The 22,762-nt window shown below is 51.6% G+C and carries 25 protein-coding genes; 17 read left to right on the top strand and 8 right to left on the bottom strand.

The genetic code is table 11. From position 1 onward, the window contains the following. Positions 1-4 precede the first annotated feature (4 nt). The 6 genes from IPI86_RS19680 to IPI86_RS19655 all read right to left on the bottom strand — a co-directional run bounded on the left by IPI86_RS19680 (position 5) and on the right by IPI86_RS19655 (position 4,345). Positions 5-391, bottom strand: coding sequence for a hypothetical protein (locus IPI86_RS19680; protein WP_345299724.1), 387 nt, complete (start codon positions 389-391; stop codon positions 5-7). A 108-nt stretch (positions 392-499) separates the two neighbouring features. Continuing rightward, complete coding sequence (locus tag IPI86_RS19675) at positions 500-1,339, bottom strand: hypothetical protein (protein ID WP_345299723.1); 840 nt, start codon at positions 1,337-1,339, stop codon at positions 500-502. Positions 1,340-1,387: 48 nt separating this feature from the next. Continuing rightward, positions 1,388-1,621, bottom strand: a complete 234-nt coding sequence (locus IPI86_RS19670; protein WP_345299722.1) for a VF530 family protein — start codon at positions 1,619-1,621, stop codon at positions 1,388-1,390. 13 nt (positions 1,622-1,634) lie between these two features. Further along, entirely contained in the window at positions 1,635-2,444 is an 810-nt protein-coding gene (locus IPI86_RS19665) for a polysaccharide deacetylase family protein (RefSeq protein ID WP_345299721.1), read from the bottom strand. 33 nt (positions 2,445-2,477) lie between these two features. Continuing rightward, positions 2,478-3,254 carry a DUF1349 domain-containing protein gene (locus tag IPI86_RS19660; protein WP_345299720.1) on the bottom strand — a complete coding sequence of 259 codons (777 nt, stop codon included), beginning with the start codon at positions 3,252-3,254 and terminating at the stop codon, positions 2,478-2,480. Positions 3,255-3,385: 131 nt separating this feature from the next. Continuing rightward, positions 3,386-4,345 (bottom strand): proline dehydrogenase family protein, encoded by a 960-nt coding sequence (locus IPI86_RS19655; protein WP_345299719.1) that lies wholly within the window; start codon positions 4,343-4,345, stop codon positions 3,386-3,388. Positions 4,346-4,454: 109 nt separating this feature from the next. Between IPI86_RS19655 and IPI86_RS19650 the strand changes: the two genes are divergently transcribed. The 16 genes from IPI86_RS19650 to IPI86_RS19575 all read left to right on the top strand — a co-directional run bounded on the left by IPI86_RS19650 (position 4,455) and on the right by IPI86_RS19575 (position 19,742). Then, the gene (locus tag IPI86_RS19650; RefSeq protein ID WP_345299718.1) at positions 4,455-5,945 is read left to right on the top strand and encodes a serine hydrolase; all 1,491 of its coding nucleotides are present in this window, start codon (positions 4,455-4,457) and stop codon (positions 5,943-5,945) included. A gap of 94 nt (positions 5,946-6,039) precedes the next feature. Further along, complete coding sequence (locus tag IPI86_RS19645; RefSeq protein WP_345299717.1) at positions 6,040-6,738, top strand: hypothetical protein; 699 nt, start codon at positions 6,040-6,042, stop codon at positions 6,736-6,738. 9 nt (positions 6,739-6,747) lie between these two features. Then, complete coding sequence (locus IPI86_RS19640; RefSeq protein ID WP_345299716.1) at positions 6,748-9,297, top strand: HEAT repeat domain-containing protein; 2,550 nt, start codon at positions 6,748-6,750, stop codon at positions 9,295-9,297. Positions 9,298-9,299: 2 nt separating this feature from the next. Then, entirely contained in the window at positions 9,300-10,652 is a 1,353-nt protein-coding gene (gene ssnA / locus IPI86_RS19635; protein WP_345299715.1) for a putative aminohydrolase SsnA, read from the top strand. An 80-nt stretch (positions 10,653-10,732) separates the two neighbouring features. Further along, positions 10,733-11,413, top strand: coding sequence for an NADPH-dependent F420 reductase (gene npdG, locus IPI86_RS19630; RefSeq protein WP_345299714.1), 681 nt, complete (start codon positions 10,733-10,735; stop codon positions 11,411-11,413). A gap of 47 nt (positions 11,414-11,460) precedes the next feature. Next, positions 11,461-12,228, top strand: a complete 768-nt coding sequence (gene cofE, locus IPI86_RS19625) for a coenzyme F420-0:L-glutamate ligase (RefSeq protein ID WP_345299713.1) — start codon at positions 11,461-11,463, stop codon at positions 12,226-12,228. Between the two features lie 55 nt (positions 12,229-12,283). Next, positions 12,284-12,676, top strand: coding sequence for a PPOX class F420-dependent oxidoreductase (locus IPI86_RS19620; RefSeq protein WP_345299712.1), 393 nt, complete (start codon positions 12,284-12,286; stop codon positions 12,674-12,676). Next, on the top strand, positions 12,663-13,292 hold the full coding sequence (locus IPI86_RS19615; protein ID WP_345299711.1) for a nitroreductase family protein: 630 nt from the start codon (positions 12,663-12,665) through the stop codon (positions 13,290-13,292). Before IPI86_RS19620 ends, IPI86_RS19615 begins: the two co-directional genes overlap by 14 nt. A gap of 10 nt (positions 13,293-13,302) precedes the next feature. Then, positions 13,303-14,208, top strand: coding sequence for a 2-phospho-L-lactate transferase (gene cofD / locus IPI86_RS19610; protein ID WP_345299710.1), 906 nt, complete (start codon positions 13,303-13,305; stop codon positions 14,206-14,208). Between the two features lie 2 nt (positions 14,209-14,210). Next, on the top strand, positions 14,211-14,819 hold the full coding sequence (gene cofC, locus IPI86_RS19605) for a 2-phospho-L-lactate guanylyltransferase (RefSeq protein ID WP_345299709.1): 609 nt from the start codon (positions 14,211-14,213) through the stop codon (positions 14,817-14,819). 55 nt (positions 14,820-14,874) lie between these two features. Further along, positions 14,875-15,873, top strand: coding sequence for an LLM class flavin-dependent oxidoreductase (locus IPI86_RS19600; RefSeq protein ID WP_345299708.1), 999 nt, complete (start codon positions 14,875-14,877; stop codon positions 15,871-15,873). Positions 15,874-15,978: 105 nt separating this feature from the next. Next, entirely contained in the window at positions 15,979-16,593 is a 615-nt protein-coding gene (locus IPI86_RS19595) for a TetR/AcrR family transcriptional regulator (RefSeq protein ID WP_345299707.1), read from the top strand. 47 nt (positions 16,594-16,640) lie between these two features. After that, positions 16,641-17,597: an ABC transporter substrate-binding protein gene (locus tag IPI86_RS19590; RefSeq protein WP_345299706.1), complete on the top strand. Its 957-nt coding sequence runs from the start codon at positions 16,641-16,643 to the stop codon at positions 17,595-17,597. A gap of 78 nt (positions 17,598-17,675) precedes the next feature. After that, on the top strand, positions 17,676-18,263 hold the full coding sequence (locus IPI86_RS19585; protein ID WP_345299705.1) for a hypothetical protein: 588 nt from the start codon (positions 17,676-17,678) through the stop codon (positions 18,261-18,263). Beyond that, positions 18,260-19,015 carry an ABC transporter ATP-binding protein gene (locus IPI86_RS19580; protein WP_345299704.1) on the top strand — a complete coding sequence of 252 codons (756 nt, stop codon included), beginning with the start codon at positions 18,260-18,262 and terminating at the stop codon, positions 19,013-19,015. The genes IPI86_RS19585 and IPI86_RS19580 overlap by 4 nt, the downstream gene beginning before the upstream one ends. Further along, positions 19,002-19,742: an ABC transporter permease gene (locus IPI86_RS19575; RefSeq protein WP_345299703.1), complete on the top strand. Its 741-nt coding sequence runs from the start codon at positions 19,002-19,004 to the stop codon at positions 19,740-19,742. Before IPI86_RS19580 ends, IPI86_RS19575 begins: the two co-directional genes overlap by 14 nt. A gap of 43 nt (positions 19,743-19,785) precedes the next feature. Here the strand turns inward: IPI86_RS19575 and IPI86_RS19570 are convergent, their stop codons facing one another. After that, positions 19,786-20,682, bottom strand: a complete 897-nt coding sequence (locus tag IPI86_RS19570) for a 1,4-dihydroxy-2-naphthoate polyprenyltransferase (RefSeq protein WP_345299702.1) — start codon at positions 20,680-20,682, stop codon at positions 19,786-19,788. A 93-nt stretch (positions 20,683-20,775) separates the two neighbouring features. Here IPI86_RS19570 and IPI86_RS19565 point away from each other — a divergent pair, with 93 nt between their 5' ends. Next, complete coding sequence (locus IPI86_RS19565) at positions 20,776-21,468, top strand: ubiquinone/menaquinone biosynthesis methyltransferase (protein WP_345299701.1); 693 nt, start codon at positions 20,776-20,778, stop codon at positions 21,466-21,468. A gap of 38 nt (positions 21,469-21,506) precedes the next feature. Here the strand turns inward: IPI86_RS19565 and IPI86_RS19560 are convergent, their stop codons facing one another. Further along, a complete protein-coding gene (locus tag IPI86_RS19560) occupies positions 21,507-22,754 on the bottom strand; it encodes an MFS transporter (protein ID WP_345299700.1) in 1,248 nt (415 codons plus the stop codon). Positions 22,755-22,762 lie beyond the last annotated feature (8 nt).

Genomic DNA, 22,762 nt, shown 5'->3' with positions numbered 1-22,762 from the left:
TTCTCTACGGCCAGTGTCCAATGGCGGGGTCGCCATCTGTCAACTCAAATTTATTATTCTTGATCTCGCCGGTGTAATAGTACGGATTCCCATTCCCATCAAAAATAATCAATCGCGACGAGCCAATATCTGGAATAGACACAAAGTATCTTTGATTAATATATTGTCCGTTCTTCTTGACGGAGAAGTTGTTGATCCATGTAATGGGGTTTCCATCGGTCATGTTTGTCGGCAATCCGTCAATGCTGAGTTTTTCAACAAGATAATCCCCATCGTCGACAATATCGATCGTCACATCTGATTCGGAGCCTTTTTCCTTTTCGATCTTATATTTTTTGTTATTATCCTTGTCCTTTTTTACCTTGCCCGGCACAACAACTTTGTTTTGCATGGTATTCTCCTCTGAGTTGGGATGAATGAAAAATCAGCCTTTTGAAGGCATCTTTCAAAGAATAAACACATTATATCGCCAGTCTTTGCTGACGGATAATCCTATCCCCTACCCAGCCTCCTGATTTCTGCCAGCACGAAAAAGCATAGACACACCCACTCCGCCATACACGGCCATGATCAGGAGCCAAAGCCAGGTGCCTGCCAATGCCCAGTTAACTTTCTTTTCCGGGGGCACTACTGCGTCAACCAGTAACAAGCCAATAATGGCACAGGCACCAATTACCAGCTGAGTCAGACCGAGCGTTTTCCATTCCAATGATGATGCGCGACTGGCGATCAGAAATAACCCAATGGCTGGCGTGATGAAGACAACACTGTACATTTGCCCGTGGAATCCATCAATAGGCCACGGCCAAAACGCTGAAGAAGCTGTCGGAAAAAACAACAAAGCCAGTCCGTACACCCCGAATAGCACAGATAAAATCAAAAAGGAACCACGCCAGTGACTGGGAGTGGAAAATGAATCCGCGGATTGGCGATCGCGATAGAGCCATAAATGATAAGCGCTGTTGATGGGCAGAACAATATACAACAGAAACCAGATCCACGGCTGCCATCTTTGAAGGTCAAATTGATCGAGATGAAGGAAAGAAACACCAAGAACAATCGTTGTAAAAATAAAGATCATCGGCAAGACGATGCGCCCAGGCGACCAGCGTCCATGAAAAGCCATGAGCATGGCCGACACGAATGAACCAAGATATACGGTTCCGACAAAGCGCCCATTGAATGGAGCAATGGCCCAGGGCCACTGCTCACGTGCCAGATCGGGCAAAAAGAAAAGCCCGCCGCCCGTTACGATCAAAACAAGAACTTCCAACCAGGTAATTCCACGCAACAATGAAGAAATGGGGGGATTGGCTGAATTCAATTGCGCATCGTTCATTATGATCTCCTATAGAAATAAAATTCTCACTTCCCATTTGCATGAAGTTCAGGCACGAGGATTCTCATTCACAGAGCTTAGATACAGGTCTTCAACTCTTTTTCTAGCCCAGGGCGTCCTCCTCAAAAACTTCAAACTGGATTTGATGCTTGGGTCATTCGTAAAACATTTGATCACAATGCGCTTCCCCAGCTCCTCCCAGCCATATTGCTCGACCAGTCGGGCAAGGATCATTTCAAGCGTCACACCGTGCGGGATATGTTTAGGTTGTTCGGGATTCATTTTTGTGTCTCAACTATTCTGCCTGGGGCAAAGGCTCAAGACCAATTAACTGGGAAACGGTCACAAGGGTATATCCCTTGTCTTTCAAATAATCGATGACGAGGGGCAAAGCTTCGGCAGTATGCCAGCCTCTCCCATTTCCGTGCATGATGATGATCGAACCATTCTGCACGGTTCGTTGGACTTCAGAAAGGATTGTAGCGGCATCGAAAGTTGGGTCCGGGTCTCCCGTAACCGAATCCCATTGAATGGTGTACAGTCCGTGGCTGGCAACGACCTGCAATGTGGATTCGTTATACAGCCCGGATGGAAGACGGAAAAGTCGCGAGTGCTTCCCAGTCAACTGAAAGAGCATGTCCTCGGTCATATCGATCTCCTGACCGATCTGCTCCTGCGTGAGTGTCGTAAAGTCGGCATGGCTCCAGGAGTGGTTGCCAAATTCAAAATTCAAGTTCGCGGCCAGGGCTTTTGTTTCGTCTGGATGCGTACGCATCCAATCTCCACCCATGAAAAAAGTGGCTGGGACGTTATACCGTTGAAGCACATCCACCACCCCGATATCATAGCCTGCAGGATACAACGGGTCCTGACACATGTCAAAAGTAAGCGCCACATACGGACTCGTCCAATCACCGCTAGTAATGAGTTCCGCAGGCGGGGTCGGCGTCAGATAGGGTGTCGCCGTGATCGTGGGAAGCGGAGTCTTTGTATAAGTAGCGCTGGGAATTGAGGACGGGGTGACCGTAACACCAGATTGAGCACTGAGGGTGCAGGATGTCAAAAACAGAAAGATCAATAACAACAAACTGGTCTTTTTTTTCATCACCCATCTCCGCTTCAGTGCAGGAATTGGCTTTTACGGGCTGCTTACTTCGAAATAATCAAAAACAGCAGGGACAGTGGTACTGATGCCATCCACGTTCTGGCCCGCGAGAACTCCGATTTGCAATGGCGTCATATCGCTTTCATGTGAACCGACCTTGTAAAACACCTTGCCATCCCCACTGATCTCGAAAATATAACTGGTCCCTTTGCGGACGAGCCGCAGGACCACGACATTATTTTTATAAACCTGGGCAAAATTGGGAGGGACGATCAGGCCTTTCCCATAATGGTTCATATAAATTCCCCTGCTCACACAACCACCGCCACGGCAATAAGCCTGCCCGGCTTGAATAAAATTATTGTTATCCTGATAAATGACCAAGCCAGCAAACTGGTGATTCTGATCAGGCTCAAAGGTTAGAAGGGTTTCAATCTGGAAATCTCCTGCAGGGGCAGGCCTCAGGAGGATATTGGTCATTGTCTCCGCGTTGACCGACCCGCGGCCGCCAGCGATTCGCAAGGAACCTGGCACCTTTTCAAGACTCCATTGTCCGGGAATCTCACGCAACCACGTCCACCCGCCTCCGAGCACATCGTCAAACTCATCCCGAAAATAGGTGGGGTCAATCGTTGGGGTAATAGGAAGTGAGGTGGGCTGGAAGAACGAAGGGGTGGGTGTATCTTCAATCAGGAGTGGCGCGATCACAATCGTGGGGGCAGGCGCAGACGGCGTAATGACTGTCCGTTCACAAGCGCCCAGCAATATGGCTGTGATAAACAAAGCAGGAAACAAGATAAAGCGATTCACCGTTTTCATCCACCAGATTATAAAGCCTATTACTCATAATGCTCAACCTGCCAGGCGCGACAATGAAATTGCATTAAAAAATAAACAGCGAACGCCTGACCGGCGTCCGCTGGCTTTGACAATTTACTTGCCTATCCTTTGAAGAAGTTTGAAATGAAAAACCAGATATTCGCAGGGCGTTCAGCAAGCCGGCGCATAAAATACGGATACCAATGCGTACCAAACGGAACATAGACACGAACGGGATATCCTTCCTTGACCAGCTTTTCCTGCAAGTCACGGCGGATTCCATACAACATCTGGAACTCAAGCCCATTTTTGGGAAGGCCAACCTTCTCAGCATATTGCCTGGCAAACTCAATACGCTTCTCGTCATGGGAGGCGATCGCAGGGATGGGTGGAATGCGGCCATCGCTGGAGAGTGTTGTCTGGAATGTAAGAGAGGCATCGATCAGGATCTTTGTCAGCAGATCATAATTTGCATCTACATCGGCTTTTCGGGGGAAGGCTTTTTCGGGGGGTTCTTTATACGCGCCTTTGACAAGACGGATGGTCGTTTTATCCTGTGTCAGGCGGCGGGTATCGGCTTCAGCACGATATAAATAGGATTGAACAGCCATGCCCACATTGGTATAGCCTTTTTCGTGCATCAAGTAATACAGGTTGATGGTCTTATCGGTATAGGGCGTATCTTCAATATCAACGCGGACAAAGGTATTGTTCTGCTTTGCCCGGGCGAGGATCCTCTCCAGGTTTTCAGCACACAGGTTCTCGTCGAGGCCAAGACCGATCTGCGTCAACTTGATGGATACATTACCGCGCACAGTCGCATCCGCTCCCAACGCGTCGAGTGTTGCAAAAATATCATCTGTTGCCTGTTGTGCTTCTTCCGGAGTATTCGTATGTTCCCCCAAATGATCGAGTGTTGCGTTGATCCCCTTTGCATTCAAGTCCTTGACGACCTGGATGGCCTCACTGAGCTTTGTCCCTGCGATAAAACGGGAAGCAGTGCGCCAGGCAAAGCTCCAATTCGTGATCAGGTTTTGCGCCCAAGCTGCTTTGGATAGGTAGATGAAGAAAGAGCGGAGCATGTCAATCCTTTTTGTAGGAAATATACAGCGATTAATGTATTTTAGCACAAGCAACTGTTTTGGTGTGTTATACTTTTTTACGTGATATTTGTCATTTCTTGGAGGCTATGTGAGAAATCGTAATACCAACACAATCCTTCGGGGTGTGTCGATCTTATTTTTGACAGCCGCGCTCGTACTCAGCATTATCTCCCTAATTACCTACAGCCGACAACGGAACAACTATCCAGCCAGCATGACCATTGCCGGCGTACCCGTTGGCGGGTTGACCCCTGTTGAAGCATCGCAAAGACTGCTCGAAGTTTACACATCTCCAGTTGAATTACTCTACAATGATGCCATCATTCATATCGATCCTGCGGTGGTTGGTTTCGAACCCGATATTGAAACCATGCTGGCCGCAGCCGATCTCAGCCGCACCGGCGGATCGTTCTGGGGCGGATATTGGGATTTTCTCTGGAATCGCACCCCCTCTGAAATCGCCATTCCTTTAAGCCCGAAGTTTTCAGAGGAACGCCTGCGCGAATATCTGCAAAATGAGATCGCTGCGCGCTACGATCTCCCCCCCTCCCCAGCCATACCGATTCCAGGCGGGACCGATTTCCTGCCCGGCCAACCCGGGCAGACTCTTGACCTTGACCGCGCCGTGCTGCTCGTCACTGATGCGCTCCGTTCCCCAACGAGTCGCTCCGTTGCACTCACCTTCACCCGTGGCTCTGTGGCCAGACCCACCATTGAAAACCTGACCATTCTGCTCAAGCAGATCATCACCGTCTCCGATTTCGATGGATTGATCGGCTTCTACATGGTAGACCTGCAAACCGGGCAGGAGATCCATTTTGCGATCAATAACAAACAGGAAATCAGCGTATCGCCCGATATTGCCTTTTCGGCATCCAGCACCATGAAGATACCGGTTGTGGCTTCCTATTTGATCAATCGAGGCAGCAACCTCACCCCCGATATTTCCAACAGCATCTCACAGACGCTTGGAAAATCCAGCAATGACGCCACCGATATCGTTCTTTCAGCCATCGAGCCCAACCGCGGTCCCGTGATCGTCACAGAAAACATGAGGACCATCGGGTTGGAAAACACCTTCCTTGCTGGTTTCTTTACCGCCCCGGCGTATCTGCTTCCATCCATTCCTGTCACGCCCGCCAACTCGCGTGTGGACATAACCACCGAGCCCGACTCGTATTCCCAAACAACCCCCTCTGAAATGGGATCCCTGCTGGCCGATATTTATCAATGTGCCCAAAACAATGGCGGTGCATTGATCGCCGCCTTCCCAGACAAGGTCAGCCCGCAGACTTGTCAACTGCTCATTGATTTCATGGCCCAGGATAAACTCGGTTCCCTGATCCAGGGCGGCGTGCCAGACGGCACGCTCGTTCCACACAAACATGGATACGTCCCCGCCTCCGATGGCGTTGTCCGCGACACAAGCGATGTGGGCATCGTTTACACCTCCGGCGGCAACTTCGTATTATCCATCTACACATACCATCCCGTCACCAATATTTGGGATATCACCAACCCGCTTTTCGGAAACCTGACCAAAGCCGTATATAACTATTTCAACGTTTCCACTCAATAAGCCACTCCAAAATCACCTTACAGTTCAATTACTCCCCGACCCGTATTCAACCGAAAACGGGTCTTTTTTTCCCACATCGTATATAATTCAAGTTATGAGCGCTTCGTTGGGACTGTACCGCCTGCAGCAAGTGGATCGTCAAATCGACCGTACGCGTTCACAATTGGACACGATCCGTCAGACTCTCGAGAACGACGCTGAAATGCGCGAATGTCTCAAGCAAGTGGAAACAGCCAAGGCTGCGCACCACCGCGCCCATCACGAACTCAAAAGCACGGAAGTGGAAGTGGAAGCCCAGAAAATAAAAATTGAGCAGGCAGAATCCAGCCTGTATGGCGGCAGGGTTCAAAACCCCAAGGAATTACAAGACCTTCAAAAAGATGTTGCCTCGCTCAAGAAACATCTCTCAACCCTTGAAGAACGCGAATTGGAAGCCATGCTCGCCGCAGAGACCGCAGATAAAAACCTGCAAAACGCAAACACGCAATTGGAATTGATCCAGGCGCGCCTTGGAAGCGAACATAAAAAACTGATCGCAGATCAATCCACCTTTGTAATGGAACTCGAAAATCTCGTCGAAGAACGCGAAGCCACGCTAGCACCAATAGATTCCAGCCTGCTTCAAATCTACGAAGACCTGCGTCAGCAAAGACGCGGCATTGCCGTTGCAGAGATCACCGATAACGCCTGCGCCGCATGTGGTGGTACGCTCAACTCCGCCATTCAACAAAGCGCACGTTCTCAAAAACTTGTAAATTGTCCAACGTGTGGACGAATCCTATATTCGAATTAAACGCATTCCATGTCACGATTTGCGATTGACTCCTACTCCTTCATCGTCGGTTTTATAGCGGCATCCATTTTCTGGCTGCTGGTATCACGGGCGCGCCCACTCTGGGCCGAACTAGTAGCAGGCATCAAGGAACAGCGCGAAATCGCGCAAACACGCAAATCCAGCACGGTGGAAGAAAATCATCGCCGCATTACTTTGCGCCGCGCACAAGGTATGCATCTCGCTGCACCGCTTTTCTCACTCGATGAGATCATCCTTGAACCCTTGCTCATCGCCCCGCCACAGATCGTCCAACCCGGCACACCTCCAAAGTTCGAAGATGTAGTTTCGCAAACCCTGCCATACCTGCCCATGTGGCCTGAAATTGCCGCATCCTATCACGCGCAAACCATAACACTTTCACAATCCTTATCCGGCAATGCCAACATTGCCATCATCGGTCAGCCCGGCGTCGGCAAGACCGTGGCCCTCGCGCACCTCGCATCTCTCGCCGCGAATCGCAGCGAAAAGTTGGAGAAACTCAAAGACGCAGTCCCATTCCTGTATCATGTCGCAAATCTAAAGCTTCCGTTATCCGACCCCAAAAAAGATATTCTCATGCCGCTTATCGACGCAGCCTCTGAAAACGCGCCGTTGATGGACGTGAGTCGTCTGCCGAACTTCTTCGAAACCGCATTCAAAAGCGGAGATGCGCTCCTGCTCATCGATGGCTTTGATGAAGTCACACCCGAAAGCCAGCAGCTCATCACCGATTATTTCAAGATCATCATACAGGCCTATCCAAAGACACGCATCGTCACCACTGGCGCGCCAGAATACCTGGATGGTCTGGTCATGCTTGGGTTTACTCCGCTGACATTAATGACATGGTCACAGCGTGAAAATCAAAAATTCATCGACCGATGGGGCGAACTGTGGTCTCAAACGGTCGCGATGGAAGCCTGGGCTCAGACGGGACCTGAACAAGTGGACCCGCTCCTGCTTAACGTTTGGCTGGGTGCCGACAACGCAAATTTATCTCCCCTTGAGTTGACACTCAAAGCATGGGGCGCCTACGCTGGCGACAGCCTTGGCCCGCATGTGCTCGAAGCCATTGCCACACATATCCGCCGCATCGCACCGACAAACACTCCGCTCGCCGCTTTGGAAACACTGGCCATGCAGGTTATGGTCAATGCCCAACCCATCTTCGATCCGCGTGTTGCGCGTGCCTGGGTGAAATCTTTTGAAGTGGTCGAAGAGGCCGCACCCGTCGACGCGGCCGAAACGCCCGCCGAAGAAACCGCAACAGAAGAAAAGCCCGAAGACACCAAGCAAAAAGGCAAAAAGGTCGAAAAGGTTTCCACTCCTACTTCCGGTCTGCTCGGCAAAATGGCATCCAGTGGACTTCTCGTTGTTTACCCGAACAATAAAATGCGCTTCACACATTCCGTCTTTGCGGGCTTCTTAGCTGGCCGCGCATTGATGAATTTTAAAGCCGAAGAGACCATCCTCAATCAGGCCGATTGGTCTGGCAAGTATCTTGCCATGCGGTACTTCGCCGCCCATGGCGATGCCAGCAAACTGGTGCAGTCCCTCATGGAATACTCACGCCTGCCCATGCACCGTCCGCTGTTTGCAGCGGCGCGCTGGCTGCGTGATGCACCGCGGAATGCGCCATGGAGAGGCAAACTATTCGGAACACTGGCCGCCATCATGCAAACGGAAGGCCTGCCGCTCAACTTACGTGGACAGGCAATGGCAGCCTTTGTCGTCAGCAATGACCCAAGCGCAACGACTCTCTTCCGCCAATTCGCCACCACCCTGTCATTTGAACTCGTTCATCTGGCAGTATTGGGTGCAGGCGCGATGCGGGATGCAAAATCATTGGAACCCTTGGAACGCGCATTACAGGCCCCCAGTATGGCAGTCCGCCGGGCGGCGTGTATGGCACTGGTCTCCATCGGCACAAATGACGCACTGGAAACTGTAGCCCACACCCTGCTCAACGGAGATGAAGACATCCGCCGCGCCGCTGCAGAAGCGTTGGCGAACGATCCCCACGAAGGTTATGCCATGCTTCGCGATGGCGTCACCATTGATGACATTCTTTTACGGCGTGCAGTCGCCTACGGTTTGAGCCGTGTCAATGAGGATTGGGCTATTGATACCTTGCGCAAGATCCAGATCGACGACAAGGAATGGGTCGTCCGCAACGCCGCCACCGAAGTGCTGGATTCAAAAACCAGTGCTGGTTCGCTTGCACCGCACAAGCTCAAAGCTCCATCCGAATCGCCATGGTTGATCGAATTCGCCGCCAAACAAGGAATGGGTATTTCTCCCGGAGTCCCTGCCACTGACATCCTTCTGCTTGCGCTCAAGAGCGAAGATGCAGAAACACGTATTGCGGCGCTCCCGTATCTCAAATACACCCCGAATGAAGGCGTCATCGCACAGCTCTATGCCGCAATGTACAAGGAAGACGACCACGAATTACGTGAAGCTGCTTACAATATTTTATGGGAAATGGGCGCTTCCGGTGTGAAGCTTCCGCACCCAAGCCAATATGGATTCGGTTAAACATGCTCATAACAAATGCAACCATCGTCACCTGGGAATCTGAAAATCGGATTCTCGAAAACCATGCGATCCTGATCGAAGGCGACCGCATCAAAGAGATCGGCACCACAAAAGCACTGACCGCAAAATACCCCAAAGCAAAGACGCTCGACGCCCACGGTCAATACGTGATGCCAGGCAGTATCTGCGCGCACACACATTTTTACGGCGCATTTGCGCGCGGCATGGCCATCCCCGGGCCTGCCCCAAAAGACTTCCCTGAGATTCTGAAAAAGTTGTGGTGGCCGCTTGACCGTTCGCTGGATTCGGAAGCGGTCCGCTTCTCGGCGCTGGTCTGCCTTGTGGATGCGATCAAGCATGGCACAACGACCCTGATCGATCATCACGCCTCTCCTAATGCGATTGATGGCTCACTCGACATCATCGCTGATGCCGTGGATAAAAGCGGCTTGCGCGGCGTGCTGTGTTACGAAGTGACCGACCGTGATGGCAGCGAAAAGGCCAATGCCGGCATCAACGAGAACATCCGCTTTTTGAAACGCCTGGCGGCCAATCCGCATCCGCGCCTCGCCGGGACATTCGGTCTGCACGCCAGCCTGACGCTTTCGGGCATCACTTTGCAGGCTTGCCGCGCCGCCGTTCCTGAAGGGACGGGCTTTCACGTCCACACCGCCGAGCATGAGTCAGATGAATACGACAGCCTCGGCAAAAGCCAGATGCGCGTCGTTGATCGCTTGCAAAAGCACGGTATCCTTGGCCCCAATACCATCACTGCGCATGGCATTCATTTTGATGCGCGTGAAATGGAAATCCTCAAAGAGACTGGCACCTGGCTTACACACCAGCCGCGTTCAAATATGAATAACGGTGTGGGAGTGGCGCCTATTGAATCGATGCTGCGTTTGGGAATCAAAGTCTGTCTTGGCAACGATGGCTTCTCCAACGCCATGTGGGAGGAATGGAAAGCCGCGTATCTCCTGCACAAGATTCATCACCGCGACCCGCGCCGCATGGGTGGATACGACGTGACTCAAATGGCAGTGTATAACAATGCCGCGCTTGCAAATCAATTCTTCCCCGCCGCGCCGATCGGGCAGATCACACAGGGCGCATTCGCCGATCTGATATTTGTTGACTATCATCCCTACACCCCGCTGACCTCTGGCAATTTGCCCTGGCAGATCATCTTCGGGTTCCAGCAAAGCATGGTCACCACCACCATTGCGGCTGGAAAAGTCCTGATGAAGGACCGCGAATTGCTCACTTTGGATGAAGCGGAGATCGCCGCACGCGCCCGAGAAATTGCACCGCGCATCTGGAAACGCTACGAAGAAGAAGTAGCGAAGGTTATGTAATTTTGGAGCGCGGACCCCAGTCCGCCTGCTTATACAAAAAGCGGATATAAAATCCGCATTCCCAATTCTTTGGAGACTTCATGAACGACTCACATCTTTTATTATCCATCGCCGTATTAGGCGGCACAGGCAAGGAAGGCAAGGGACTCGCATATCGCTGGGCACGCGCAGGGTATCATGTTTACATCGGCTCACGAAGTGCCGAAAAAGCGATTGCCGCGGCGAATGAGATCAGGGAAATGCTCGGGGATGGAATCTCCATCGCAGGCATGAGCAACCCTGAGGCGGCGCGCGAAGCGAATATCGTCGTATTGACCGTTCCCTACTCTGCACATCGTGACACATTGGAATCCGTCAAAGACGAACTCAAGGGCAAGATTCTCGTGGATGTGACCGTGCCGCTCGTGCCACCCAAAGTTGCCACTGTTCAAATGCCCGCCGCTGGCTCCGCCGCGCAGGAAGCGAAAGAGATCGTCGGCGAGGATGTGCAGGTGTGTGCTGCGTTTCAAAATATCTCGCACGAACATTTGCTGGATAACTCTGATGTCGAATGCGATGTGCTGGTCACTGGCACAAGCAAGGATGCCCGCGCTGAGACCATCAAACTGGTTGAAGCGGCTGGCTTGAATGGCTGGGATGCTGGCCCAATCGAAAATTCTGTTGTTGTCGAAGGGCTCACCAGCGTGCTGATCGGCATCAATAAAAAATATGGCTCCACCCATGCAGGAATCAAGATCACAGGTGCGAAGCACGCTTCTTAATTCGCGAGATTGGTCTGCGAATTTCAGCAAGACGCTTCCCGAATTTTATGTCTCTAACCATCACCCCGCTTAAAAACATTCCACTCATCCGCCAAGGCGATAACTTGGCGGATATTCTTGTCGATTCGATTCTGAATTCGACTATTCAACTTGAAAACAACGACATTCTCGTCATTGCCCAAAAGATCGTCAGCAAATCTGAAGGGCGGATGGTGAATCTCGCTACAGTCACACCTTCAGAAAAGGCCATCGAATTAGCGCAAAAAACTGAAAAGGACGCACGCGTCGTACAACTTATGCTTCAGGAAAGCAACGAGATCGTGCGGACGCGCATTGGCGCGATCATTGTGGAGCACAAACTCGGTTTCGTGTGCGCCAATGCAGGCATCGACCATTCCAACGTGGCTGGTGATGGCAGCGAAAACGAGGAATATGTTCTACTGCTTCCCGAAGACCCCGACGCGTCAGCCAAAGCCCTGCGCGACCAGATCAAGCAAAAAACCGATATCAACGTCGGCGTAATGATCATCGACTCGCATGGCCGCGCGTGGAGAAATGGCACGGTTGGCGTTTGTATTGGACTGAGCGGAATCCCCGCCATGATCGACGAACGCGGCTGGAAGGACTTGTTCGGCTTCACCCTGAAGATCACTATCGTCGGCGTGGCAGATGAGCTTGCCGCTGCCGCATCCCTAATGATGGGACAGGCCTCCGAAGGAATTCCCGCCGTACACGTGCGCGGTTTTCCATATCCGCTGGGCGAAGGCTCGCTCAAGGAATTGATTCGCCCAAAACAACAGGATATGTTCCGTTGAAAAACTAACATAAATCTTATCCGCAGTTGATACACTCAATCTGAAAATCACAACCATGAAAAACTTCCCAACAGAATATCTCGACCTGCTCAAGGACGAAACCAAGGCTTACCTCTTTCTCGCAACCATCATGCCCGACGGCTCGCCTCAGGTTACGCCGATCTGGTTCAACACAGATGACCAGTATATTCTCATCAACACGAACGAAGGCCGCACAAAAGACCGCAACATGAAAGCCCACCCCAAAGTGGCGCTTGTCATTCAAGACCCCAGAACCCCCTATCGTTACATTCAGATCCGCGGCGAAATTGCCGAGTTCACAACACAAGGCGCAGATGAACATATCAATCAACTCTCGCTCAAATACGACAACGAACCCTGGAGACATCGCGAAGGACAAAAGCGGATCATCTTCAAAATCAAACCAACTCACTTTGACCTCCACTGATCTTCATACCTTTCTGCGGACTCGACGCTCGATCCGCCGCTTCAAAACGGACCCTGTGCCTGATTCGGTGATCGAACGCATTCTCGCCACTGCCACATTTTCCCCATCCGCGCATAACCGCCAGCCGTGGCGCTTTGCCGTAGTGACAACGGCAACCGTCAAAGAAAAACTCGCAAACGCCATGGCCATTGAATTTCAACATGACCTCGAAGCCGATGCAGTTCCCCCAGAAGAAGTTCAAAGAAAGGTCGTCCGCTCACGCGAAAGAATCACCGCTGCTCCTGTGGTCATCATCCTCAGCGTGGACATGACCGAGATGGACACCTACCCCGATACCCGCCGTAAAAAAGCCGAATACATCATGGCAACCCAGTCCGCATCGAATGCAGGCATGCAAATGCTCCTCGCCGCCCATGCCGAAGGGCTGGGAAGCGTCTGGGTATGCAGTCCGCTGTTTGTGCAGGAAACCGTTCAAAATGTTTTAGATTTACCGAAAACTTGGGAACCACAAGCGATGTATTTCCTGGGTTACCCATCTGAAACCCCCGAAGTACGTGAAAGAAAATCCATCAAGGAAATTGTAAAACGTATTGACGTTCAAACGTTAACACGTTGAAGCCCAATCCATGAAAATCACTGCCCTCGCGGGCGGAGTCGGCGGCGCGAAACTGGCGCATGGACTCGCCCAAATCCTCCCCCCTGAAGATTTGACCATCATCGTCAACACTGGCGACGATTTCGAACACTTGGGGTTATCCATCTGCCCCGATCTGGATACGGTCTGCTACACCCTCGCTGGGTTGGCAAACCCTGAAACTGGCTGGGGTCGAGTCAACGAGACCTGGAACACCATCACAAATGTCGAAAAGCTGGGCGGACCGAACTGGTTTCGCCTCGGCGATCAGGATATTGCCACCCATCTTGAAAGAACCAGAAGATTGAAAGGAGGCGAACCCCTTTCTCAAATTACAAGAGATTTTTGCAAAGCCTGGGGTATTTCGCATACAATTTTGCCGATGACCGATTCACCAGTGCGAACCATTGTGGATTCAGATGAAGGCGAGCTGGCCTTTCAGGAATATTTTGTCCACAGACAGTGCGGGCCGAAGGTCAAAGGCTTTCGGTTCGACGGAGTCGATGTCGCTGAACCAGCTTTCGGCGTGCGCGAAGCGGTCGAATCAGCGGAAGCCATTGTCATTTGCCCGTCAAATCCCTGGGTGAGTGTCGATCCGATTCTGCGGGTTATCCCGCTTCCAAAAAAGAAAATCGTGGCGGTTTCCCCGATCATCGGCGGAAAGACGGTCAAAGGCCCTGCGGCAAAGATGTATGCAGAATTGGGCATTGAGCCCTCCGCGCTGGCGGTGGCTGAACATTATCGAGACCTTTTAAGCGGTTTTGTGTTGGATAACGTGGACGCACATTTATCGGATAAAATCAGGACGAGGACATTGGTAACAGATACACTTATGAATTCACTTACAGATCGCGCCCGATTGGCGATGGATGTGCTAAACTTTATCGGGAGTTTATAAACATGACACTTTGGGCAATTGTCCCTGTAAAACCTTTACGACGAGGGAAGTCCCGCCTGGCGGGCATGCTGACGGAAGATGAACGAACTGCATTAAATCAGGAGCTACTGGAGCGGACACTAAAGACGCTTTCAGCCCTGAAAGAGTTAGACCAGGTGCTGGTGGTCAGCCGCGACCCAGCAGCACTGACCATTGCCCGCAATCACGGTGCAAAAACGGTGCAGGAAGATGGTCAGCCGCATCTCAACACAGCATTGATGCGAGCCACGGTTGTGGCACAGGTGCACGCCACGCAGGGAGTTTTGATCCTGCCCGCTGACCTGCCCCTGCTCACCCCAGAGGATGTGCTGACCTTGATCGACCGCGCGGCCAAACCGCCCGTGGTTGTGATCGCCCCTGACAGACACGGCAAGGGAACGAACGCCCTGTTGATGGTCCCCGCGGGTCAAATTGAGTACGACTTCGGCGAAGGTTCATTCCAACGTCACTGCGAACGCACCAAACAATCGGGCGCGCGGCTTGAGATCGTGGAACTGCCCTCGCTCGGCCTCGACCTCGACCTGCCTGAAGACCTGGAAATGGTACGGAAAATGGAAGCTTTGAAGTTATAGGAAATCAATTGACTCAAGAAGTCAATGAATCTATTTTTCTCAAGGAGAAAAACCCATGACCGAACGTGTTGCCCTATACCTGCAAGACTCACATGACCTACGCGATGGATTGGAATACGCCAAATACGCGGAGGAAAAAGGATTTGAAGCCGTCTGGCAGGCGGAGAGTCGTTTGGTGCGCGATGCCATCGTGCCCATGGCTGGTTACGCCGCCGTGACCAATAAGATCAAAGTGGGATCAGGCGTGATCAACAACTGGACCCGCAACATTGGCCTGCTGGCCGCCACCTTCCTGACATTGGATGATCTTGCCCCAAATCGCATTATTTGCGGCATCGGTGCATGGTGGGATCCGCTAGCAAAAAATGTAGGCATAGAGCGTAAAAAACCCCTGCTCGCGATGCGCGAAACTGTCGAAGTGATGCGTCGCCTGCTAAACATGGAACGCGTTACCTTTCACGGTGAATTCCATCATGTCGATAACATCGAGTTGGATGTGGTGCATGGCCGTCGTGAGCCGCGTAATATCCCGATCATGATTGGCGCGACAGGCGATTTGATGATGGAAATGACCGGCGAGATCGCAGATGGCTGCGTGATGAATTACTGCGTTGCCCCTGAATACAATGACAAGGCGCTTGAACTGCTTGAAAAAGGCGCAAAGAAATCGGGACGCAAAATCGAAGATATTGACCGCCCACAGTTGATCGTATGTTCCGTGGACGACGATCACGACAAGGCGATCGAGTACACAAAAGAATTGCTTTGCCAATATCTCGCCCAACAACCGCACATTGCCAAGGCTTCGAATGTTTCGCAGGAAGTCATCAGCAACATTCAGGCTACTTTGGGCTGGCCTGCCACGAAGGAACAGATCAACAAGGCCAAGCACTTCGTCCCTGATGAGCTGGTCCACAAAATCACAGCCTCAGGCACGCCCGACGAAGCCCGCGCCAAAGTCGCTGAATACACGAAGCGCGGATGCACCTGCCCCATTCTCTACCCCGTAGGCGGCAATTTCAAACTTCTCATTGATACCTTCGCGCAGAGCTAATCCACAGGCAAATGTCATAACCAATATATGAGCCACGTCACTTGACGTGGCTTTTTGATTCAACTATCCTAACTGCCGATAGACTGACCAGTCGGTCTAGAGATTATGAAACCAAATTCACCCACCCTATCCCCGCAGGAAACCCGCGAACGCATCCTTGAGGCGGCTGTCAAAGTGTTTGCCAGCAAAGGCTATCACGACACAAAGGTGGATGACATCGTTAGCGAATCCAACACTTCCAAAGGCTCGTTCTATTTTCATTTTCCGAGCAAGCAGGATATTTTCCTCGCACTGGTGGATACTTTTGCGGAAATGCTGGAAGCACGACTCAAAGACCGCCTCTCTTCTTCGACCTCAGGCCTGGAACGCGTTGAATTGGCATTACGCGTCTGTTTGGAGACCTTCGGCCAATATCGTGCCTTGGCAAAAATTGCGCTTGTACAAGCCACAGGTCTTGGCAACGCCTTCGAAGAAAAAAGACGCGTCGTGAATGAACGCTTCATCCAATTCATCAAAGAAAACCTTGACGAGGCCGTCGCCGACGGGAGCATTCCCGCATTAGATACCGAAGTGGCCGCCAGTGCTTGGATCGGAGCCCTGAACGAGGTCGTCATGCGCTGGATATACACAGGCCAACCCGACCCAGAACGATCGCTCCCTGCTTTGAGAAAAATCTTTTTGCTGAGTCTTGAAATCCCCGTAGAGAGAATCAATAAGTAAAGCGGATTACAGCCCGCGATCCAAAAATACTTTAGGAGAAAAAAAGAATGAGAAGAATCAAATCCTTGTTGGCACTCGTCATCATTGCATTACTGGCGGTTGCATGTGCACCTGCAACCGCTGCACCGCAGGAAACAGTGACCTTGAAGATCGCCGTCCTGCCCATCATTGACACACTGCCGATGTATGTTGCACAACAGGAAGGTCTGTTCGCCAAACACGGTGTCAACGTGGAATTCGTACCCGTCGCCTCTGCCCCGGAGCGCGATCAACTTGTTGGGGCTGGTCAGGCCGACGGTATGGTCAACGAAACGATTTCGGTCATGTTGTTCAACAAGGAAAAAGTCCAGGTGCAGGCGGTCCGCTATGCGTTGCGTCCCACTGAAAACGCTGGCCATTTCTTCATCATCGCCTCCGCCAAAAGCGGAATCACCGACTCGCAAGGCTTGAAAGGAATCGAAATCGGCGTTTCACAAGGAACCGTCATTGAATACGTCACTGAAAGACTCCTGCAAGCTGAAGGCCTCACTAGTGAAGAGATCAAAACCATCGCCGTGCCGAAGATCCCCGACCGCATGGCATTGCTCGCCTCAGGTGAATTGAACGCGGGTGTACTTCCTGACCCACTTGGCGCATTGGCAGTACAACAAGGCGCGGTCATCGTCCTCGATGATTCCAAACATCCTGAATATGGCTTCAGCGTCATCTCCTTCCGCAAGGAAATCATCGACGCAAACCCCGAAGCGATCAAAGCCTTCCTCGCCGCCATTGAAGAAGCGACAATCATGCTCAACAGCGACTCGAAAAAATACACCAGTGTTTTGAGCGATCAAAAACTTGTCCCGCCGCCATTGCTTGCAAGCTACTCGGTTCCGCCCTTTCCCACCGCAGGTGTACCCACCGAAGCGGAATGGAACGACGCGCTGGCATGGGTGAAGGAAAAAAGAATGCTGACTGCTGATATTTCCTATGCGGATTCGGTCAATGCCTCGCTTCTGCCTTAACTGAAAACTGTTCTCGTTATAACGGCAGGAGGCTGCTTAAGATTAGCCTCCTGCTCCTTTTGAAATCACGGAACAAATATGAAAATAAAACTCCTGCTTTTCCCGCTGTCACTCCTCTTTCTGCAGGCTTGCAATGCTGTCGCCCCAATATTCAAATCGCCAACCGAACAAGTTTTTGGCTTCGACTTTTCTGAACAAGTTCCGCAAATACCCACGGGTGATCGCTCTGCGCCAACCCATTTGTTTGTCCATAAATACCCTTTTTACTCGGATGGAACCGTCACGGCTGTCACCTACCTAAACGATAGCGATGGTGGATCAGAGACTTTTGTTCTGCTTATCCTTCGCCCTACCGACGATGGATGGAAGGTTATTCATCATATAGATATTGACGGCGACGACCAGCCTTCCGCGAAAACAGGTGTAACAACAATTCATTTCGGAACACCATTAAACGTACAAAAAGGTGACATCTTCGGCCACTGGCAACTTGAAGAAACAGGAGCCATCCCGTTGAACGACGAAGATTTGTTCATTGAGGGATTGAGTTTTGGAAAATTCGGTATCAGAGCAGATGATACAGAAGAGGGTCAATTCATTTCGAACCATGGGTTCTCTGGTGGACGAGATTATTTTATTAACATCACTTTTCAAACGTCGCCATGATTACCACCGCGTCCCTCACCTTCGGTTATCCGCGCAGCATACCCATTTTCCAGGATTTCAACTGGCAGGTTCAACACGGAGAGACATGGGCGATTCTAGGGTCATCAGGTTGTGGAAAGACAACCCTGCTTTATCTGCTGGCAGGCCTGCGCTTTCCCACCAAAGGCGAAATTGAAATAGATGGAGAACGACTCACACGTCCACGCCCGCACAGCGGACTGATTCTACAAGACTATGGTTTGCTTCCGTGGGCAACGGTGCGCGAGAATGCAGGGCTTGGGTTGAAAGTCCGTGAGTTTTACGGCGAGGATGGAAAACACGCGCCGAAAAACTTTCAGCCTGAAAACAACGTGGAGCACTGGCTGAATCGGCTGGGGCTGAGCGAGGTTGCCAATAAATACCCCTCCCAAATCTCTGGCGGGCAGCGTCAACGTACCGCGATTGCACGCACACTAGCTCTTTCGCCAGACCTTCTGTTGATGGACGAGCCTTTCTCCTCGCTCGACGCCATCACCCGCGAAGACCTGCAAAACTTAACCCTTTCCCTGTGCGAAGAACAAAATTTGACTCTGGTCATCGTCACACACTCCATTGAAGAGGCGGCATCTTTGGGCGGGAAAATCCTTTTGCTTGGATCATCACCGCGTATTTTTGAAAACCCAACCGTACGACAGGGTGATCATCGCAACAGCCAGGAATACCGCGATCTATGCAATTTACTGTGGAGGGAAATGCGCAATGAAACGGCGTGACCTTCTTTTCTCTGCAGCGGGTCTTGTGCTCATCTGGCAGGTTGCCGCCATGCTGATTCAACGCCCCATTTTGCCTGCACCGTGGGAAGTGCTGATCGTTTTCGTGCAGGAATTGGGCAACGGGCTGGTCACTCACTTTTTCTACAGCCTGTGGCGTGTCACCGCAGGGATGGCCCTGTCGGTGCTGATCGCTGCCCCTGTTGGGCTGGCAGTTGGTGGGTCGAAAAGACTCGATGCAATTTTTTCCCCGATCATCTATTTGTTGTACCCGATTCCCAAGGTAGTGTTCGTCCCCGTCGTTTTGTTATTCCTCGGCATCGGCGATTTGGCGAAGATCAGCATCATCTTTTTGATTCTGTTCTTTCAGATCGTGGTGCTTGTGCGCGACCAGGCGGCTGGACTTGCACCGCAGTTGATCCAAAGCCTGCAGAGCCTCGGCGCGGGGCGCAGGGCGCTGTTCCGTTTTGTTTATTTGCCCGCCAGCCTGCCCGCAATTTTGACAGCGCTACGACAATCCATCGGAACGGCGGTGGCTGTGTTGTACATCACCGAATTATTTGCAACCAAATATGGGCTTGGATATTACATTTACTACAACGGCAGCACGCTCTTCTATTACCCAGCCATGTATGCAGGCGTAATCGCGATGAGTCTGCTTGGCCTAGGAATGTATTACACCGTTGATTGGCTCGAACAAAGATGGTGCAAGTGGAAATTTGTGAGTTGAAGGTTGAAGGTTTGAAAAATCAATCTTCTTTCTTCATTCTTTTCTACCTCTGCAGCGCCAACCCAACCCAAAACAACAAACTAAACATAAATGCAGCCTGCCCAGTGCCTGCAAGCGCAGCATTGAGCGGACGTCCCTTTTGGGTGAATACGGTGCGGGCGGCGCGAAATGCGATCGGCAATGACGCCCATGCAATTAAAGACAACCACGGAATGATGTCCAGCCATGCAACAACTGGCAGAATCAAGTAAGCAGCGAGGATGCAAACCAAATATTCAGCCTTTGCAAATTGTTCGCCGAACATTACCGCCAGCGTATGCTTGCCAGCCTTGCGATCATTCTCGAAGTCTCGCAGGTTATTGACCACCAAAATCGCAGTGATGATCAATCCTGGCGGAAGTGTCATCCACCAGGCAGCAGATGAGACATCACCAGCCTGCACATAATAGGTCCCTGCCACTGAAGCGAGACCAAAAAAGATAAAGACAAAAACATCGCCCAATCCGTAATAACCAAGCGGAAATGGCCCGCCTGTGTAAGCAATGGCAGAAATGATCGCAGCGATTCCAATGGCAAGGATGACCCAGCCGCCAAGCCAGATGAGGTAAAGCCCCATCAGCGCCGAAAGCACAAAGACAACCGCCATTCCAAACTTCACCTGTGACGATGTCAGTAAACCAGCCTGGGTCACGCGCGTGGGGCCAAGCCGCTCGGGCGTGTCTGTGCCGCGCTCAAAGTCAAAGACATCATTTGCAAGGTTGCTGCCGATCTGCAAAAGCAGTGCGGCAAACAAACACGCCAAGGTTGCATCAAGCCGAAAAAATCCATCGCGCCACGCGAGCGCGCCGCCCATCAACACACCAGCCGCCGCCGCAGGCAGCGTGCGCGGACGGATCGCTAATCCCCAGGCTTGCCACTGATTAAAAGTTTGTTCGCTCAATTTCCATCTCCGTAAGGTTTCATCCTGGCACAGCCAGGAAACATTGCCGCGCAGTATAACTTATAATTGCGCAAATTATTTTCAGGAGCTTTCATGACTCAACTCACAGGACGCGAACGCGCCGCCTATGTTCAAAACATGTTCACGCAGATCGCCAAACGCTACGACTTGATGAATCGATTGATGACTGGCGGGCAGGATATTCGCTGGCGCAAGATGGTCATCAAACTCGCGCGGATGACGAACAACGCCTCTCTGCTGGACCTGGGAACTGGCACAGGCGATCTGGCACGCGAAGCCCTGACGCAGTTTCCACAGGCCCGCATCACCGCCGCAGATTTCACCCTCCAAATGATGCGCGTCGGCAAAAAGAACGGCTCCCTTAATTTCTCCACCGCCGATGCACTGCACCTACCCTTCAACGACGCATCCTTCGACGCAGTCATCTCTGGCTTTCTCATGCGCAATGTCATCAATCTAGATAAAGCCATCGAGGAACAATATCGCGTCTTGAAAAACGGCGGGCGAATCGTCATCCTAGACACCACCCGTCCGAAGAAAAACATCCTTTCCCCATTCATCTGGATCCACATGCACATCATCATTCCCACTCTGGGCGGGCTTTTGACAGGAGTCAGCGAGGCGTACCGCTACCTGCCCGAAACCACCGAAGGCTTCGTCACTGCGGAAGACATGGCAGCGCGAATGTCAAAAACGGGGTTCAAAAATGTCAATTTCAAAAGGTTGATGTTTGGAACGATCGCAATTCACTGGGCTGAAAAATAAGTAAAACGCCGAGTTCGTAACGAACTCGGCGTTTTACTTTAAGTCGCTGCCACTTGCTCCTCTTTTGCACGCTGGAATTGTTCCCTTGCGCCAAGGCGAAGATGCAAAGTGTAAAAAGCGAACATGGCGATCATACACAGCACAATGCTGATATACCAGACATAGTTTGGATTCATGTTGTCGAAGATCAATCCCGCCGCCCACGGACCGATCATCGACGGCACCATCCAAGTCAGGCCGAAGACTGCCATGTAACGGGCACGCATCTCCTCGGGCGCAAAAGATGCGGCAAGCACATTGCTGGTGGGCATACCGACCATCTCACCAATTGTGATGATGACCATCGCCAAAATGAACAGCGGAATGGTGGAAACAAATCCGTACATGCCGAAGCCGATCATATAAAAGAAAGTGGCGGCCGCCATCATCAAAAACGGCGGATATTTCTTGATGATGCCCGTCACCCAAAACTGAAAGATCACCACCGTCACAGCACTCGAGGACATGACCAGCCCATAAAAACGCGGATTCACATTGTGCACATCACGCAGATACACCGAAAGCGAACTGTACATCTGCTGGTACACCAGGATCATCAAAATGGACGCAACAATGAAGGCGAGGAATGGGCGATCGACCAACGCAAGTCGATACCCACCGATGGTCTGCAGCAGAGTCTCGTGCTCGGTCTTCTCCTTAGGCTGGGGCTTGGTCTCGGGGATCAAGCGGAAGACCAACACCGCGGTAATACTGCTGATCACCGCATCGCTCAAAAACAGATAGAGGAAATTGTAAGCGGCCAGGAATCCGCCGATAGTGGGGCCAATGATCCAGGCGAAGTTGGAGATCACGCGCATGATACCGAAGCCCTCTGCCCGTTGCTCGGCAGGGAGGATATCTGCGATCATGGCATTGTGAGCAGGGTGCGCGGCGCTGCCCATCAACCCAACGAACACCGACAGACCGTAGAACATGTAGAACTGATTCACGAACCCGAGCGTGAGTCCGCTAAATGCGCTGACGATCAATCCAAAGAGGATGATGCCGCGACGACCGAAACGGTCAGCCATAGCTCCGCCGATGGTACTGCCGATCAAACCAGCCACCGAATTTGTCGCGAGGATGATCCCCGCCTCGGTCATGCCTACACCAAACTTCTGGGTGACGTACAAAGCAAAGAACGGCATGAGCAAAGTATTGCCAATCACATCAATAAAGTGAGTCCCCGCCACCACCCAAAACGTGCGGGGAAAGCGATGGAAAGTGTGAGATAGCTTGTTAAACATTTTTCTCC

Origin of the sequence: Candidatus Villigracilis affinis, assembly GCF_016705895.1 — a bacterium.
Lineage (GTDB): Bacteria > Chloroflexota > Anaerolineae > Anaerolineales > Villigracilaceae > Villigracilis > Villigracilis affinis.
Note: the sequence above shows the minus strand (reverse complement) of the source record. Positions and strands in the feature narration are given on the sequence as shown.